General features: G+C 45.4%; 12 protein-coding genes. 4 read left to right on the top strand and 8 right to left on the bottom strand.

Features of this window, described 5'->3' with window-relative positions; all coding sequences use genetic code 11:
• Window positions 1-12 precede the first annotated feature (12 nt).
• Entirely contained in the window at window positions 13-1,215 is a 1,203-nt protein-coding gene (gene queG / locus L5M18_RS11295) for a tRNA epoxyqueuosine(34) reductase QueG (RefSeq protein WP_263196977.1), read from the bottom strand.
• Window positions 1,216-1,389: 174 nt separating this feature from the next.
• Here queG and L5M18_RS11290 point away from each other — a divergent pair, with 174 nt between their 5' ends.
• Entirely contained in the window at window positions 1,390-2,187 is a 798-nt protein-coding gene (locus L5M18_RS11290; protein WP_263196975.1) for a substrate-binding periplasmic protein, read from the top strand.
• Here L5M18_RS11290 and L5M18_RS11285 read toward each other — a convergent pair.
• Window positions 2,184-4,040, bottom strand: coding sequence for a diguanylate cyclase (locus L5M18_RS11285; RefSeq protein WP_411569271.1), 1,857 nt, complete (start codon window positions 4,038-4,040; stop codon window positions 2,184-2,186). The two genes, L5M18_RS11290 and L5M18_RS11285, sit on opposite strands and share 4 nt — an antisense overlap.
• Before the next feature lie 220 nt (window positions 4,041-4,260).
• Between L5M18_RS11285 and L5M18_RS11280 the strand changes: the two genes are divergently transcribed.
• Both L5M18_RS11280 and L5M18_RS11275 read left to right on the top strand, forming a co-directional pair.
• A complete protein-coding gene (locus tag L5M18_RS11280) occupies window positions 4,261-4,785 on the top strand; it encodes a phosphatase PAP2 family protein (RefSeq protein ID WP_113939058.1) in 525 nt (174 codons plus the stop codon).
• Window positions 4,786-4,816: 31 nt separating this feature from the next.
• Window positions 4,817-5,251 (top strand): DUF3069 domain-containing protein, encoded by a 435-nt coding sequence (locus L5M18_RS11275; protein ID WP_113939255.1) that lies wholly within the window; start codon window positions 4,817-4,819, stop codon window positions 5,249-5,251.
• A 131-nt stretch (window positions 5,252-5,382) separates the two neighbouring features.
• Here the strand turns inward: L5M18_RS11275 and L5M18_RS11270 are convergent, their stop codons facing one another.
• The 4 genes from L5M18_RS11270 to L5M18_RS11255 form a co-directional block, all read right to left on the bottom strand.
• Entirely contained in the window at window positions 5,383-7,071 is a 1,689-nt protein-coding gene (locus tag L5M18_RS11270) for an NAD-dependent malic enzyme (RefSeq protein ID WP_105250164.1), read from the bottom strand.
• Window positions 7,072-7,340: 269 nt separating this feature from the next.
• Window positions 7,341-7,805, bottom strand: coding sequence for a DUF1456 family protein (locus tag L5M18_RS11265; RefSeq protein WP_168824742.1), 465 nt, complete (start codon window positions 7,803-7,805; stop codon window positions 7,341-7,343).
• Window positions 7,806-7,946: 141 nt separating this feature from the next.
• On the bottom strand, window positions 7,947-9,221 hold the full coding sequence (locus L5M18_RS11260; RefSeq protein WP_263196970.1) for an Nramp family divalent metal transporter: 1,275 nt from the start codon (window positions 9,219-9,221) through the stop codon (window positions 7,947-7,949).
• 151 nt (window positions 9,222-9,372) lie between these two features.
• Complete coding sequence (locus L5M18_RS11255) at window positions 9,373-9,912, bottom strand: PH domain-containing protein (RefSeq protein WP_263196969.1); 540 nt, start codon at window positions 9,910-9,912, stop codon at window positions 9,373-9,375.
• A gap of 242 nt (window positions 9,913-10,154) precedes the next feature.
• Between L5M18_RS11255 and L5M18_RS11250 the strand changes: the two genes are divergently transcribed.
• On the top strand, window positions 10,155-12,740 hold the full coding sequence (locus L5M18_RS11250) for a TonB-dependent receptor (protein ID WP_263196968.1): 2,586 nt from the start codon (window positions 10,155-10,157) through the stop codon (window positions 12,738-12,740).
• A 127-nt stretch (window positions 12,741-12,867) separates the two neighbouring features.
• Here L5M18_RS11250 and L5M18_RS11245 read toward each other — a convergent pair whose 3' ends face one another.
• A complete protein-coding gene (locus L5M18_RS11245; protein WP_198571879.1) occupies window positions 12,868-13,368 on the bottom strand; it encodes a DUF4447 family protein in 501 nt (166 codons plus the stop codon).
• 30 nt (window positions 13,369-13,398) lie between these two features.
• Window positions 13,399-13,806: an SMI1/KNR4 family protein gene (locus L5M18_RS11240; RefSeq protein WP_113939053.1), complete on the bottom strand. Its 408-nt coding sequence runs from the start codon at window positions 13,804-13,806 to the stop codon at window positions 13,399-13,401.
• Window positions 13,807-13,839 lie beyond the last annotated feature (33 nt).

Below are 13,839 nucleotides of genomic sequence, written 5' to 3'. Positions count from 1 at the left end.
TTGCCGACTGACTTAAGCATCTCGCGGTAAGCCTTTTTCGATAATGCGCACCATACGCTCGGTTTTGCGGCGGGCTTTTTGTTGTTCAGTTGCGGTGCTTTCAGCAAGGCGCGATTGCTGGGCATTAAGCGCCCATTCAATATGCTCACGCACTATCTCATCGATATCTTCGCTGTGATTGCGGGCGTTAAGTGCGGCAACAATGCTTGGGCTTGCGGGAGCGTTACCCAGTGCTACTGCAATATTACGTAGCCAACGTTTATGTCCAATGCGACGAATGGCGCTGCCTTCAGTTTGTTTAAGAAACTCGGCCTCGCTCCAAGCAAAAAGGCTGAGAAGGTCAGGTTGCTTTAACTGCGGACGAATATGAAAGTCAGTTTCTTCAGTCAGCGGCGCTTGGCGATTGATGGGACACGCGAGTTGGCAATCATCGCAGCCATAGATGCGATTGCCCATGAGTGGCCTAAATTCTTCGGGAATAGCGCCCTGCAGTTCAATGGTGAGATAGGAAATACAGCGTCTGCCATCGACTACATAAGGTTCTACGATTGCACCCGTTGGGCAGGAGGTAATGCAGGCGACACAAGTGTTACAGCCTTCTTGAATGGGAATATCCACAGGTAGAGGCAAATTGATCAGTAGCTCACCTAAAAAGAACCAACTGCCAGCCTCATGGTTGAGTATGAGTGAGTGTTTACCTGTCCAGCCTATGCCGGCTTTTTCGGCTAAGGGGCGCTCAAGTACAGGGGCTGAGTCAACAAAGGGGCGAAAGTCAGCGGCATCGAAACCGAGAGAAACTAACTCTGCACTGATTTGATCTCCGAGCTTTTTAAGTCGAGCGCGGATCAACTTGTGATAGTCGCGACCTCCGGCATAACGGGAAATATAACCTAAGTTGGGATCGGTGAGATTCGTTGCAAAGCCAGCTTCGGGTGGCAAATAGTCCATCCGTACGGAGATCACCCGCACTGTGCCCGGATGCAGTTCTTGCGGGCGAGCGCGCATCATGCCATGGGTGGCCATATAGGCCATTTCGCCATGAAAACCTTTGTCTAGCCATGCTTGGAGTTTGGCTTCTTCAGCGGTTAAATCCGTATCGCAAATGCCAACCTGCGCAAATCCGAGTGCTTTTCCCCACGTTTTAATTTGCAGAGCGAGCCGCGACAGCATGCTGGCATAGGATTGGCTTGGGGTTTGATTGGCTAAAGTTGACATGAATTGATTGCAGCGAGGCTCTTGGCTAGGTGGCAATATGATAGCAGTTTTCACTTATTGAGGACGAGTTTACTCAGAAGGGGGCATGAGGCGATATTTTCTTTGGGGTATTTGTTTATTTGCTGTTGGGATTGAGTCTATGATTAGGTCTAATGTTTATCGTTTGGTATTCGTATGCTGAGTGCGTTTCCCCTTAGGGCGTGTTTTCTTGCGATGAGCTTATTAGGCCTGATGCCTAATCTTGTTTTTGCGGCGCCTGACAAGTTGAAATTGGTGACCGAAGCTTGGCCTCCCATGAGTTACGAGCAAAATGGTGTGCCGCAAGGTTTTGCGGTGGACTTAGTCAATACCTTGCAATCAAGACTGGGTCAGAGTGAAAAAATCGATGTGTTACCTTGGGCTCGGGCGTATTCGATTGCCAATACCTCAGCGAACGTTTTACTTTTTGCTACGTCAATTAATGATGAGCGAGCTGAGCAGTTTGATTTTATCGGTCCTATTGCGACCAGTAAAATTGCATTGTACGCAAGGGCGGCAGATCCCGTCGCTCTCGATCAACTTGCTGAACTTCAATCGACAGATATTGTGGGGGTTTATCGGGAATCGGCGGGTGCGCAGTTGCTACAACAAGCGGGCGTGGATAATTTGCTGGTGGCGAGTTTTCCGCAGCAATCGGCGAAACAGTTGCTGTTTTCTCGAATTCGTTTTTGGTGCCAGGCGGATCTTGCGGTAAAGCAGATACTCGAAGAAGTGGGTGCGAGTGAGACAGATATCCGCCAAGTGTTTGTAGTATCGGAGATTAATCTCTATTTAGCTTTTTCTAAAGGGACATCGGCGGCAACCGTTATCAGTTGGCAAACAGAGCTTGAGAAAATGAAAGACTCAGGTGAATTTAGTCGTTTGTATCAGACATGGTTTGGCACTTTGCCACCGCCATTACAACATCAAGTGTTTTGGCATAAGGCCGTTTAATCCTCTCTTAAAGCCTCATTCTTGGCTGATTTCACACAATTTCTGCCCGCATTTTTAGCTTCATAAAGAGCATTATCGGCCCGCTTTAGCAGGGTGGCAAAATCTTTATCTTGATATGCATCTTCCGTATTATTTTGTGGTTCTAAAGTGGCGACACCAGCACTAACGGTCAATTTGAGTTCTGCTGGTAAATTCTGTGCGCTAAGGCGGCTAATATGGTTCTGCAATTGATGCGCCAGCGCTAACGCACCTGTGGCATCAGTGTTAGGCAATAGGATTAAAAACTCTTCACCACCGATGCGGCCAACGAGGTCTTTATTACCCGATAAGGCTCGGCCTGCATTTGCAATGGTCATAAGGGCGCGATCGCCTAATTCATGGCCGAAGTTATCGTTGATTTTTTTGAAGTGATCCGCATCAAAAATAATCACTGAAAAAGGGCTTTGATGTTTTAAGGCTTGCTGAAAATATTTCGCGGCTTGGGCATAAATATGCCGACGATTAGGGAGTTTGGTAAGATAATCCGTGAGGGCAATAACTTGCAGTTGGCGATTTCTATGTACTTGTTTATAAGCGAATATAGAAACTATCGTCAGGATAAAGCCCGCTAGTAATAGGATAATGTGTTGCAGTGATTTGTTCTTTTCAAGTAGCGCGAGCTCTTGTTCTTTAAGGTTTTGGTTTTCAATCAAGCGTTGATTTTCAGATTCAATCCGACTGGTATCAAACTTGACCTTTAATTCTGTCGTATGATGGGAGAGAGAATTACCATCGACTTTTTTTGTTAGGGTAACAAATTCTTGCAGCGCTCCGTAGGCAGCAGATAAATCATTCATAGCCACATATATGTTACTTTTAAGCTGCAGCAGTTGAGTGAGTCCCCGATTATTCTGCAGAGTGCGAAAGGCTTTTTCCCCTTGCTCAAGTTCGGTAAGCGCCTCTTTATAGCGAGCTTGTTGAAACTTTATATCGGCCATAAAAAGCTTCATGAAGCTGTAATCGGTCAGATCTTTTTCATTAATAACAGTATCGGCTTCGATTAAATACTTTTCGGCTTCGGTCAGACGATTGAGTTTGATTAAGCTGTAGGCAATATTCGTTGCCATAGTTGCTGCCACTTTTTCCTGCTGATGTTCCTTGAAGTATTGATAACTTACTAAGAAATTATCTACGGCCTGTTGATGTTCACCGAGTTCATCTAAGGCAAGGCCAATGTCCGAGTTGACATACATTGCCTGTTCTTGGTTATTGTTTTTTAGATAGAGAGCTTTGAGTTTGGTGTAATAGCGGATTGCACTTTGGGGATCGCCATAACGTCTAAAACTGGTAGCAACATCGGCAAGGTTAATGTTAGCCCAACCGCTTAAATTGAGTGATTCATAGAGATCTTGCGCAGTGACGAGATCGTCTAATGCCGCAGAAAAATCGCCAATATAAGAGTAAAGTGCGCCGCGAATGCTGCGCGAGTCGGCGATTAGCTTTAGGTCTTCATGCTCATAGGCACGTTTAACACTGAGATTATAGCCTTCCATCGCGCCATCCATGTCACCACTTAATTGCAGAAACCAAGAGCGGCAGAGCGTGAGGTCGGTAATGAAATGGGGGGAGGCGGTTGGCGGAATATTGCTCAGTGCTTGGTTAGTATTTTTAAGTGCCAGTGCAATAGCGGTGTCGTTTTCTGTATTCTGATCCCAGCATTTAAGCAGTTGCAGCTTTTCATGACGGGTGACATCGTCAGTCGAAATTAGTTTGCTTAATAACACTAGATTGCTTTCGATTTCTTCACGGGTCATAGGGACGCCGCTTTCAAATCTTGCAAATATTTTATCAACCTGAGTCTTTTCTTCTGCCATAGCGTTGCTGAGCGGCAGTAGAAGCAGCAATAAGGAGAATGATAAATACCTAAGTTGATGTAGCAAAAAAGATTCCTGTTCGAATTAAAATCAATAGCTAATTATTAGCTTAGCATAACTTGTTTGCTCATTTTTAATATAGATGTATAGCAATTTTGCATTCGGTTAATGATCAAGGTATAAACTCCGCCTTGGTTATTATCCCACAAAGGAATCACCCTTGAAGAAATTACTCTGTGCTGCATTATTCATGATGAGTGGCACTAGCTGGGCAGGCTCAGATTTAGAAACCTCTGGCGATGTATTACATTTATTATTACCCGCTACTGCGATGGGCGCGACCTTGTTTTATGAAGAGGGTTATGACGGTAGTTGGCAGTTAATTCAGGCAGCGGTGTCGAGTCGGTTAATTGTTGAAGGTCTTAAGTATGGTGTGAGTAAAGACAGGCCAGACGATAGTGGCGATGATTCGTTTCCATCGGGTCATACCTCAGACAGCTTTATGGCGGCGACGTTTATTCAGCAGCGCTATGGTTGGCAATATGGTTTACCTGCCTATGTTGCCGCATCTTATGTGGGCTATACCCGAGTGGCGAGCGACCAGCATTACCTCGAGGATGTGTTAGCTGGCGCGGCGATTGGAGCGCTGGCGGGTTGGTATTTTACTCAACCCTATGAGGGGATTACAGTTACGCCGATTGCGGGTAACGGCGTTTATGGTTTATATGTGAGTGGCCAGTTTTAAGTCTATTTTTGGGATGCGAATCGAGATTTTTATGAGCGAATTATCAGCTGTTTACCGCGAAACTGCCGAGCAGATTTCTTACAATGTTGCGAATAAAGTGTTACCAATGGCTAAATTACCGGGCGACTTATTCGCAGCGTACCAAGGTTTGTGTGCCGAACTGTTGGAAGACAGGGAAGGTAAATTTAGCCAAGCTTGGGCATCTTTACCTGCAAGTGCACGTAATCTAATGGAACAAGCCGCATTCCACGGTTTCTATATCGCGAATGCTTGGTTGCAATTGAGTCGTGTCGCCCAAGAAATTTCTGAGCAAGCCGATACCGATAGTGCAATCCAAGAGCAAGAATATAACGGTATTTTTACGCGCTTAGCCGATGAATCGCTCAAAGAAAGCCTACGTAAGTTGAAGAAAGCGCGTACCGATCGTGCTTTGCTCAATAGCTTTAAACAGGTGATGGCGCCTTAGTTTTTATTGAAATCAGCACAGAGTCAGAAAATTAAAAAGCCCGTTACTGCAAAGTAACGGGCTTTTTGCTGGCTAGCACAAACGCTCAACTAAGCTGCTTTACTGCGACTTGGGTCGCGGCAACGCTATGCTTAGAACGAAGTGCGTTTGTAGCGGCGATATTCTGGACTCCAGAAATTGCCTTCAATCGACTGCTGTAAGATCTCATCGCTCATTGGCAGCGTTAACCCTTGTTCAACTGCGACTTTACCTACGGCGAAAGCAATATGCTTACTCACCGCATGGATATCTTCGAGTTTAGGCAGTAGTGGACCTGTACCATCGATTGCCAGTGGCGAACATTCGGCAAGTGCGCGACTTGAAGCCATCAACATGGCATCGGATACATGACGTGCGCCCGAAGCTAATACGCCTAAGCCAATACCTGGGAAGATAAAGCTGTTGTTGCACTGGGCAATTTCATAGGTTTCACCATCGACAACGACTGGCTCGAACGGGCTGCCAGTAGCGACGAGTGCTTGACCTGAGGTCCAATGCAAAATGTCCTTCGGTGTCGCTTCTACGCGGCTGGTGGGGTTCGACATAGGGAAAATAATCGGCCGAGCACAATGACTGTGCATAGCACGGATGATTTCTTCGGTGAAGAGACCTGGAACGCCAGATACCCCAATCAGCACTGTCGGCTTGGCGTTGTTAACCACATCGAGCAGTGAAATATTGTCGCTGAAATTGCTCCAATTTTGGATGTTGGTGCATTTTTGCGCCAATTTTTGCTGGAATGGCAACAGGTTAGGCATGTTGTCGAGCAATAAGCCCCAACGGTCAACCATACACACTTGAGTACGAGCTTGCTCGTCGCTGATCCCTTCAGACACCATTTGTGCAACGATAGCTTCGGCAATACCGCAACCGGCACTACCAGCACCGAGGAAGGCGATACGTTGTTGATTCAATTCAGTGCCCGCAGCCTTACACGCGGCGAGCAAGCAACCAACGGCAACCGCAGCAGTACCTTGAATATCATCGTTAAAGCAGCAATAGCGATCCTTATAACGCTCTAGGATCGGCATGGCATTCTTTTGGGCAAAGTCTTCGAACTGGATCAAAGTATCCGGCCAACGCACGTGGACGGCTTGCATAAAGGCTTCGATAAACTCGGCATATTCTTCGCCACCGATGCGAGGATGGCGCCAACCCATATACATAGGATCTTCTAACAACTGCGGATTATCTGTGCCTACGTCTAAGGTAATAGGCAGGGTATAAGCTGGACTGATACCGCCACAGCTAGTGTAGAGTGACAGCTTACCGATAGGGATCCCCATGCCGCCAATACCTTGATCGCCAAGGCCTAAAATACGTTCACCATCAGTGACTACGATAATTTTAACTTTTTGACGAGTCGAGTTATTGAGGATGTCATCGATCCTATCTTTGTTCGGATAGGAGATAAACAAACCACGGTTGCGGCGATAGTTTTTCGAGAAACGTTCACAAGCTAAACCTACTGTCGGCGTATAGATGATGGGCATCATCTCGCTGATGTTATTTTGCACTAAACGATAAAATAAGGTCTCGTTTGTATCTTGGATATTACGTAGGTAAATGTGCTTGTCTAAGTCGTTATTGAAACTTCTAAATTGATCGTAGGCGCGAGAAGCCTGCTCCTCAATCGTTTCAATGGCATAGGGGACTAAGCCTTCGAGGTTAAAGAAAATACGCTCTTCTTCAGAAAATGCACTGCCCTTGTTAATCAGTGGGGCTTCAAGAATGGCAGGTCCTGCAAACGGAAGATAGAGGGGGCGTTTATTATCGTCCATGGGTAACCTTTTGAGTTATTGTTTAAGTGGTCAATACGTGCTGTAAGTCACGTAAGGTTATCATGAAATGTGATCTTTGTTGTCCGTGGAACGAGGTATTTGTGGTTTTTTTTGCAGCAGTAAAAAAGTCAGCTGTTTTAAACAGGATTTCTGAGGCTGTTGAGATGGAATTGTTAAGGTCTTGTTTATATCCAAACAAGCTCAGGTGTAGATAAAAACGGATATAAAAAAACGCAGCCTAAGCTGCGTTTTATGTCATAAGTTTAGCGTTATACGCCGCGATACTTAAGTGATAAGCCGCGGATAAAGTTACGCAGTATTTGATCGCCACACTCTTTAAAATTCTTGTGGTCTGGATTGCGGAACAGGGCGCTTAGCTCTGATTTTGACATTTGCACTTCGGCTAAAGCCAAAGCTGCTACTATGTCTTCTTCACGCATTTCGAGGGCAACTCTCAGTTTTTTAAAGATGAGGTTGTTGTTTAAACGTGAAACGGGTGCTGGAATTTCTGCACCTTCACGTAGACCGCGCTTCTCTATGATAAGACCATCTAAAAACTGACATAAGGTCGTGTCGTTACAAGCTTTATAACCTTCTTCCTCTTCTTTACGTAGAAGATCAATCATCTCTTCGACAGGCACTTCTCTTCCAGCTTTAGCAAAAATTTTAATCATTTTTGCATTGCTAAAATCAAACACGAAGCGCAAACGGCGCAAAATATCATTATTAATCATGGTCATCTCTTGGCGCGGCTGCGCTATCTGGTTTAAGAGCCCGCATTATATACCCAAACCACCTTAATTGCAGAATTCAGCGGGAATTTAATGGCAGTTAGTTAAGGCCATTTATTGCTCCGGCATAAACATTCTGGGCAATTAACCTTTAATGATGTTGTACCAATAGATAAACAGTGCCGCGAAAATCAGTAGATAAATCAGGCCAAACCAAGAGAGGAGTTTCATCTTAGTGCCGTATCTATCGGCCTCGGGGAGCTGTTTGCTGGTCATTAAGCGGTAATTTAACCAAGCAAAAATGACTGTGGTCATAAAGGCCAAGATCATCACAAACTCGAGTAACGGTAAGAGTGCACCTTTAAAGAAGAGGATCAGCAATAAGCCAAAGGCACTGATGGCGAGCATGATCCCTGTGAGACGTTTGTCTGAACTGGTCTTTGAGGTGAGTAACTGCCAGCCCATATCTAAGGTACGGCTATAGCCATCGATCACTGTTACTGTTGTGCTGAAAATACACAGAAAAGCGACAATACCAATAAGATAACGACTCTCGCCGCCCATCACTTGGCTGTAAAGATTAATCAATTGATTAGCAAACTGCGCGCCGGAATCTGAAAAGTGTTCGCCACTGCCATGCATCACTAAAGCGCCCAAGGACAAAAACACGATCGCGAGGATCGCAGTGATGATATAGCCTAAGTTAAAGTCGAGCAGCGCCTGCGCTTTCGTCACTGTCTGGCTTTTTTGTTTTTCGAGCAACCAGAGAGAATTCCAAGCGCTGACTTCAATCGGGGCTGGCATCCAACCCATCATGGCGACCAGAAATCCCACATGGGCCCATTGCCAAGGTGAAGGAGAGGCAAAATTGCTCGCTAATGGTTGAGCGTGATCCCAAGCTAAGGCCACGGCAATTAAGGTGGTTAAGGTTAGGGCGAACATGATGATCTTAGTGAGTCTATCAAGCAGTTGATAATGGCCTAAAATCAGTAAAGCCAAAGAACTCAGCAATACCAGTAGGGCTAACCAATCGATGGGGAGCGGAATAAATTGGGTCAACATAGCGGCGGTTAACATGCACACCCCTGCTGTACTGGCAATGGCGGCGATCACATTGAGCCCAGTAAACAGCAGTAAGTAACCTCGGCCCTGTTTTTGGTAGCCGTGCAGTAGACTCTCCCCTGTGGCAGCTGTGTAGCGTGCGCCAGCTGCAAAGAAGGGATACTTAAGTAAATTCACCCCAAGAATAACCCAAGCCAGTTGCCAACCAAATTCGGCGCCCGCCCGAGTCGAGGCGACTAAATGGGATGCGCCAATCGCCGCGGCGGCCATAAGTACACCTGGGCCCATGGCTTTAATGCCGAGAGTTAGGTGTGTCATCCAAGGGGATGAAGGAGAAGTTACTGAAGGTTCTGTCATGTCGTTATTAAAAATGCCTGTTGAAAATTAATCTGGGGAATCGAATAAGCCCTCATGCGAAGGCTGCGCTCATGTAAAAGCTGCGCTAACGCTAAGTGAGTGGCTCAACATTAAAGGTAAAGTGATTGAACTAAAAGTCGTTTTATTCAATTTATCTGTTTAATTTTTGGCTGAGTAAAGTTTCAATGCGTTTTAAGCTTGCAGCCATTTCGACTACGATTTGTAACAGCGTATTATCTGGCTGTGCCGATGGGATTGTTGGGTGCAAGGGTTGGGTAAGCCGTTCTTTTTGTTCTAATACGCGGGCTCTAAATCGAGGCGCATCGACTATGCCGACTAAGCTTATCAATGCGCCTGCGCCCGATTGCCCTGCGGTTTCTACCGTGAGTTTATGCAGACCAAATAGGCGCATAATTGGGCCTTGGATCAATGCCATATCGGTAATTTTGTCCAAAGGCACTGTGTTTTCAGTACGAGTTAATATGCCCCTCCTGACAATAAGTTTATTGCTGGTGAGCTGCGCACTCATATTGCGAATATAGCGGCGAGTCCCCCAGAGCCCGATTGGAAACCAAAGTAATAACAAGGGAATACCTATTATGCTTAGGCTGAAATAGGCGGCGCCTGAAAGCAACCAATACCAACCTAAATGGGTTTCAAACTCTGCTTGATAAATAATCTTGTCTTCCATCTTTCTTCCTTAAATTCTGATATTCAAATACTGCGACTTGTCTTGTAGGTTGAATTTTTAGTGCTTAGACCTTCTTTGATTCTCGTATGAGGAAAATACACTGCCTCAAATGTAACAAAAGTTTAACTTTTATTTCTCTGCCATTGACTTTGGTTTGTAACTCATTACCTTGTGTATTGTTAATTTAGGGTTTTCTTATTGTTAAAATAATTTTAATGAGATAAATAAAACAAGGGAAATGTATGAACAGACCTCAGATTCTACCCAGTGCTTGTGCAATCGCAATTGCTATGGCATGTGCGCCAACAGTGGCCCATGCTGCCGATAAAGGTGCAGAAAAAGTTGAACGTATTGAAGTAACGGGTTCCCGTATTAAACGTACCGATATTGAAGGCCCTTCCCCTATTCAATCGATCAGTAAAGACGATATTGCCAATATGGGATTTGATAACCTGCAGCAATTACTTGAACGCATGCCTGCCAATGGTGCTGGCGCGTTTTCTACCCGAGGAAACAGTCAAGATTCAACCGCCAACGGCGGCGCATCTATCAGCCTACGTGGTTTAGGCCCAGACGCGACCTTAGTGTTAATTAACGGTCGTCGTGTTGCGGCGAGTGCTTTTGCCGAAGGTATCACTAATTCCTTTGTTGATATCAATAATATTCCGGTATCAGCTATTGAACGTATCGACATACTGAAGGACGGTGCATCGGCTATTTATGGTTCTGATGCGATCGCGGGTGTGGTTAACATTGTTCTGAAAAAAGATATTGAAGGCATTGAGGTCAATCTTGGCTACGGTGATGCTTCAGGCACTGGCTACGATGAAACTACAGCGAATATGGTGTGGGGGATGAAGTCCGATAAGGGCAGTGCTTCCGTTATCCTCGACTATTTCAAAAATGATACTTTAGCTGCGACTGATTTAGGACGTTTTGGTGTTTCAAATCAATCACCTTATGGTGGTGAAGATTTTCGTTCTTCCCGTGGTTTTCCTGGGTATTTCTATGTTGATGGTGTTAAAACTATCGACCCTGCTTGTCCTGCTGATAGTGCAACCGCGAGTGGAAGTTGTTTATTTGAATACGGCTCATACAATTTTGTTGCGCCGGCTGCGGAGCGCGTAGGGGCTATTGGCCAATTTGACTATCATTTTAATGATGATTTAACAGCATTTTTAGAGTTAGCGGCGCAGCACAATACTTCAATCGCAGGTGGAGCACCGACACCACTTGACGAGGATGCTGGTTTAACTGTACCTGGATCTCACCCGAATAATCCTTGGGGGAAAGATATTGAAATTGGTCGCTTCCGTACCGTTGATGCAGGGGCGCGACGTTGGGATATTGAATCCGATAGTTTACGTTTAGTTGCTGGTTTACGCGGTGTAGTAAAAGAGTGGAATTGGGAAGCTTCTGTTCAAAAAGGTCGCAGTGAGTCGACTCAAACGGGTGATCGCAGCCAAGGCTGGGTAAGAACAGATTATTTGCAACGTGAAATTGATGCGGGTCGTTACAATCCTTTCGGCGGCACGATGAACTCACAAGAGGTCATTGACGCTATTACCACCAGTTTAGTACGCCAAGGTTTGTCAAACATGACATCTTATGCGGCTAACATATCTGGTCAAGCATTTACCTTGGCCGGTCGCGACATCATGATGGCGGCGGGAGCTGAATATCGCGAAGAAGATGTCAGTGATGTGCCCGATGAGCAATTCCAACGTGGATTGATTTTTGGTACTGAAGCTGTCTCTGCTGCGGCATCCCGTGAGCAATATGCCGCTTATATGGAATTATCTATTCCAGTCACGGATAACTTCGAGTTGCAACTCGCTGGTCGGTATGATCATTACAGCGATTTTGGTTCAACGACTAACCCTAAAGTCGCCTTTCAATGGGGAGTGACTGACGAGCTAACGGCGCGCGCGTCTTGGTCTACGGGCTTCCGTGCACCCTCGTTAGCGCAGATAGGTCTTGGTCCATCTCGCGAAAGTAGTTTCTTTGTCGATACTTACCGTTGCGCTGCCGATAATGTTGACTGTGAAGCCTTAGATTACAACACTGAATTTGAAGGTAACTCTGAGCTGGATGCTGAAGAATCCGAAACTTGGAACGTCGGTATGATCTGGGCGCCGAGTCAGACGTTTGATGTGGGTTTTGATATCTTTAGCATCACGCAAGACAACAAAATTGATAAACAGCCATTAGGCGATATCTATACTGCAAATTGTAACGATCAAAATAGCACTGTGTGCGAGCGCTTAGCGCCACAGCTAGGTCAAACTTTAGGTCCGATCAGTATTATCCATTCAAGCTTTATCAACTTAAGCTCTCAAGATGTACAAGGGATGGATGTCTCTAGTCATTATGGTTTTGAGTTAGATAGCTATGGGGATTTGAAGTTTGGCTTAGAGTACAGCTACTTACATAATTTTGAGAAAGACGGTCTGGATTACACGGGTGAGTATAAGTTCCCTCAACATCGCTGGTTACTCACCACTAACTGGACTATGGATAATTTTGCCGCCAATATTAATTTGAGTTACATCGGTGAATTTGAAGATACCCCAGATATCAATTTCGATGGTGTACTTGATTTTGAAAGTAATAAGTCTCGTATGATCGACTCTCAATTATTGGTCGACATGTCTGGTACTTATCGCTTCAATGAAATGTTCAAGCTGACACTAGGCGTGAACAACGTATTTGATGAAGAGCCACCATTTGCTATCGGTGACGGTGATACGGATCTCTACGGCTATGTTATTTCAGTACATAATCCTATGGGCCGCTACATTTACACTAAATTCACGATGAACTTCTAACTACCGCTTAGCGTCATTTCATTCGGAATGGCGCGTCATTTATGATGAGTGGTGTGATCTCTAATAAAAAAGGCCAATAATGATATTGGCCTTTATTTTTATAGGGTTAAACTTGTGACGGTTGAGTTTATAACTGAGTCGCTGCCCACTTTGCGCGACTTTCGCGGCTTTCACTCATTTTGGTTGGTTCACGGAAGGCTTTGTAGGCCTCCACGTCGAGAGCCACTAGGCTGACGTCGACTTCTAGGACCAGTTTGCACTCTTTCTTAATGCGCCAAGCGGCCGTGTTGTACAGCTCAGTAAAAGGCAGTGAACTTAAGAATTCGGGGTTGTATTGTGTGTAAACCGCTTGAGTGGGGTAGACCACGAAGGCTAAGTGACGTTTAGGTTCTTTCTTAAATAGTTCTTCGATACCATCGCAGGTGTTGAGCACTTGCATCTCAATGATGTCATCAATATCAAGCAGTTTCTTTTGTGCCAGCTCAGGTGCCAGTTGTTCACCGCTTTCCCAGGCGAGTACATCGGCTTCGCTATGGTTAGTCAGAGCACCAACTTGAGCCGCGCTTAAGCTGAGTGACTGGCGTAAGTAGCTCATTTCGATGGCATTCAAGCCAATGTTCTTAGACATAATCGTGTTCTCAATGCAATAAAAGTAAAATTAGTATTTGATCTTTAACCAGATTTCTTCAACCCATTCCCAAAACGACTCCCAATAGATATCGGTAAAGTCGCCGTTTTTCCAGAAATGTACTTGACCATCTTGGTCGATACAGTAAAAAGCATCACCCTGCTGACAAATGGCAATCATGTCCCTTGGCATACCGATGGACCACGCATAGCAAGTCACTTCGGGCAGGTAGGTGTGCGAGTAGGGATCTGATGCTGTTACTGGCTCTATCGTGCCGTAAATCACATCACTGGCATACAACAGGTATTCTTTTAGCTCCCTTGGCAATGAAATCAGGATTTGCTCTTCGACTTCGACGAGCTGCTCAAATGTGGGTAATTCGAGTGGTACAGGAACAGTTTCGCTGCGTTCTTGGAGTTGCTCAATAATGTCGTGCATGGCATTTCCTGCTGATAGGGCTATGGCGCGGGA

It is taken from the genome of Shewanella sp. SM20 (assembly GCF_025654545.1).
GTDB classification, from domain to species: domain Bacteria; phylum Pseudomonadota; class Gammaproteobacteria; order Enterobacterales; family Shewanellaceae; genus Shewanella; species Shewanella oncorhynchi.
Note: the sequence above shows the minus strand (reverse complement) of the source record. Positions and strands in the feature narration are given on the sequence as shown.

Excerpts from the sequence above, each read along its gene's own strand:
- L5M18_RS11275 (WP_113939255.1), top strand. The coding sequence starts at position 4,817 with ATGAGCGAATTATCAGCTGTTTACCGCGAAACTGCCGAGCAGATTTCT.
- L5M18_RS11255 (WP_263196969.1), bottom strand. The coding sequence starts at position 9,912 with ATGGAAGACAAGATTATTTATCAAGCAGAGTTTGAAACCCATTTAGGT.
- L5M18_RS11290 (WP_263196975.1), top strand. The coding sequence starts at position 1,390 with ATGCTGAGTGCGTTTCCCCTTAGGGCGTGTTTTCTTGCGATGAGCTTA.
- L5M18_RS11265 (WP_168824742.1), bottom strand. The coding sequence starts at position 7,805 with ATGATTAATAATGATATTTTGCGCCGTTTGCGCTTCGTGTTTGATTTT.
- L5M18_RS11245 (WP_198571879.1), bottom strand. The coding sequence starts at position 13,368 with ATGTCTAAGAACATTGGCTTGAATGCCATCGAAATGAGCTACTTACGC.
- L5M18_RS11240 (WP_113939053.1), bottom strand. The coding sequence starts at position 13,806 with ATGCACGACATTATTGAGCAACTCCAAGAACGCAGCGAAACTGTTCCT.
- L5M18_RS11285 (WP_411569271.1), bottom strand. The coding sequence starts at position 4,040 with ATGGCAGAAGAAAAGACTCAGGTTGATAAAATATTTGCAAGATTTGAA.
- L5M18_RS11260 (WP_263196970.1), bottom strand. The coding sequence starts at position 9,221 with ATGACAGAACCTTCAGTAACTTCTCCTTCATCCCCTTGGATGACACAC.
- L5M18_RS11250 (WP_263196968.1), top strand. The coding sequence starts at position 10,155 with ATGAACAGACCTCAGATTCTACCCAGTGCTTGTGCAATCGCAATTGCT.
- L5M18_RS11270 (WP_105250164.1), bottom strand. The coding sequence starts at position 7,071 with ATGGACGATAATAAACGCCCCCTCTATCTTCCGTTTGCAGGACCTGCC.
- queG (WP_263196977.1), bottom strand. The coding sequence starts at position 1,215 with ATGTCAACTTTAGCCAATCAAACCCCAAGCCAATCCTATGCCAGCATG.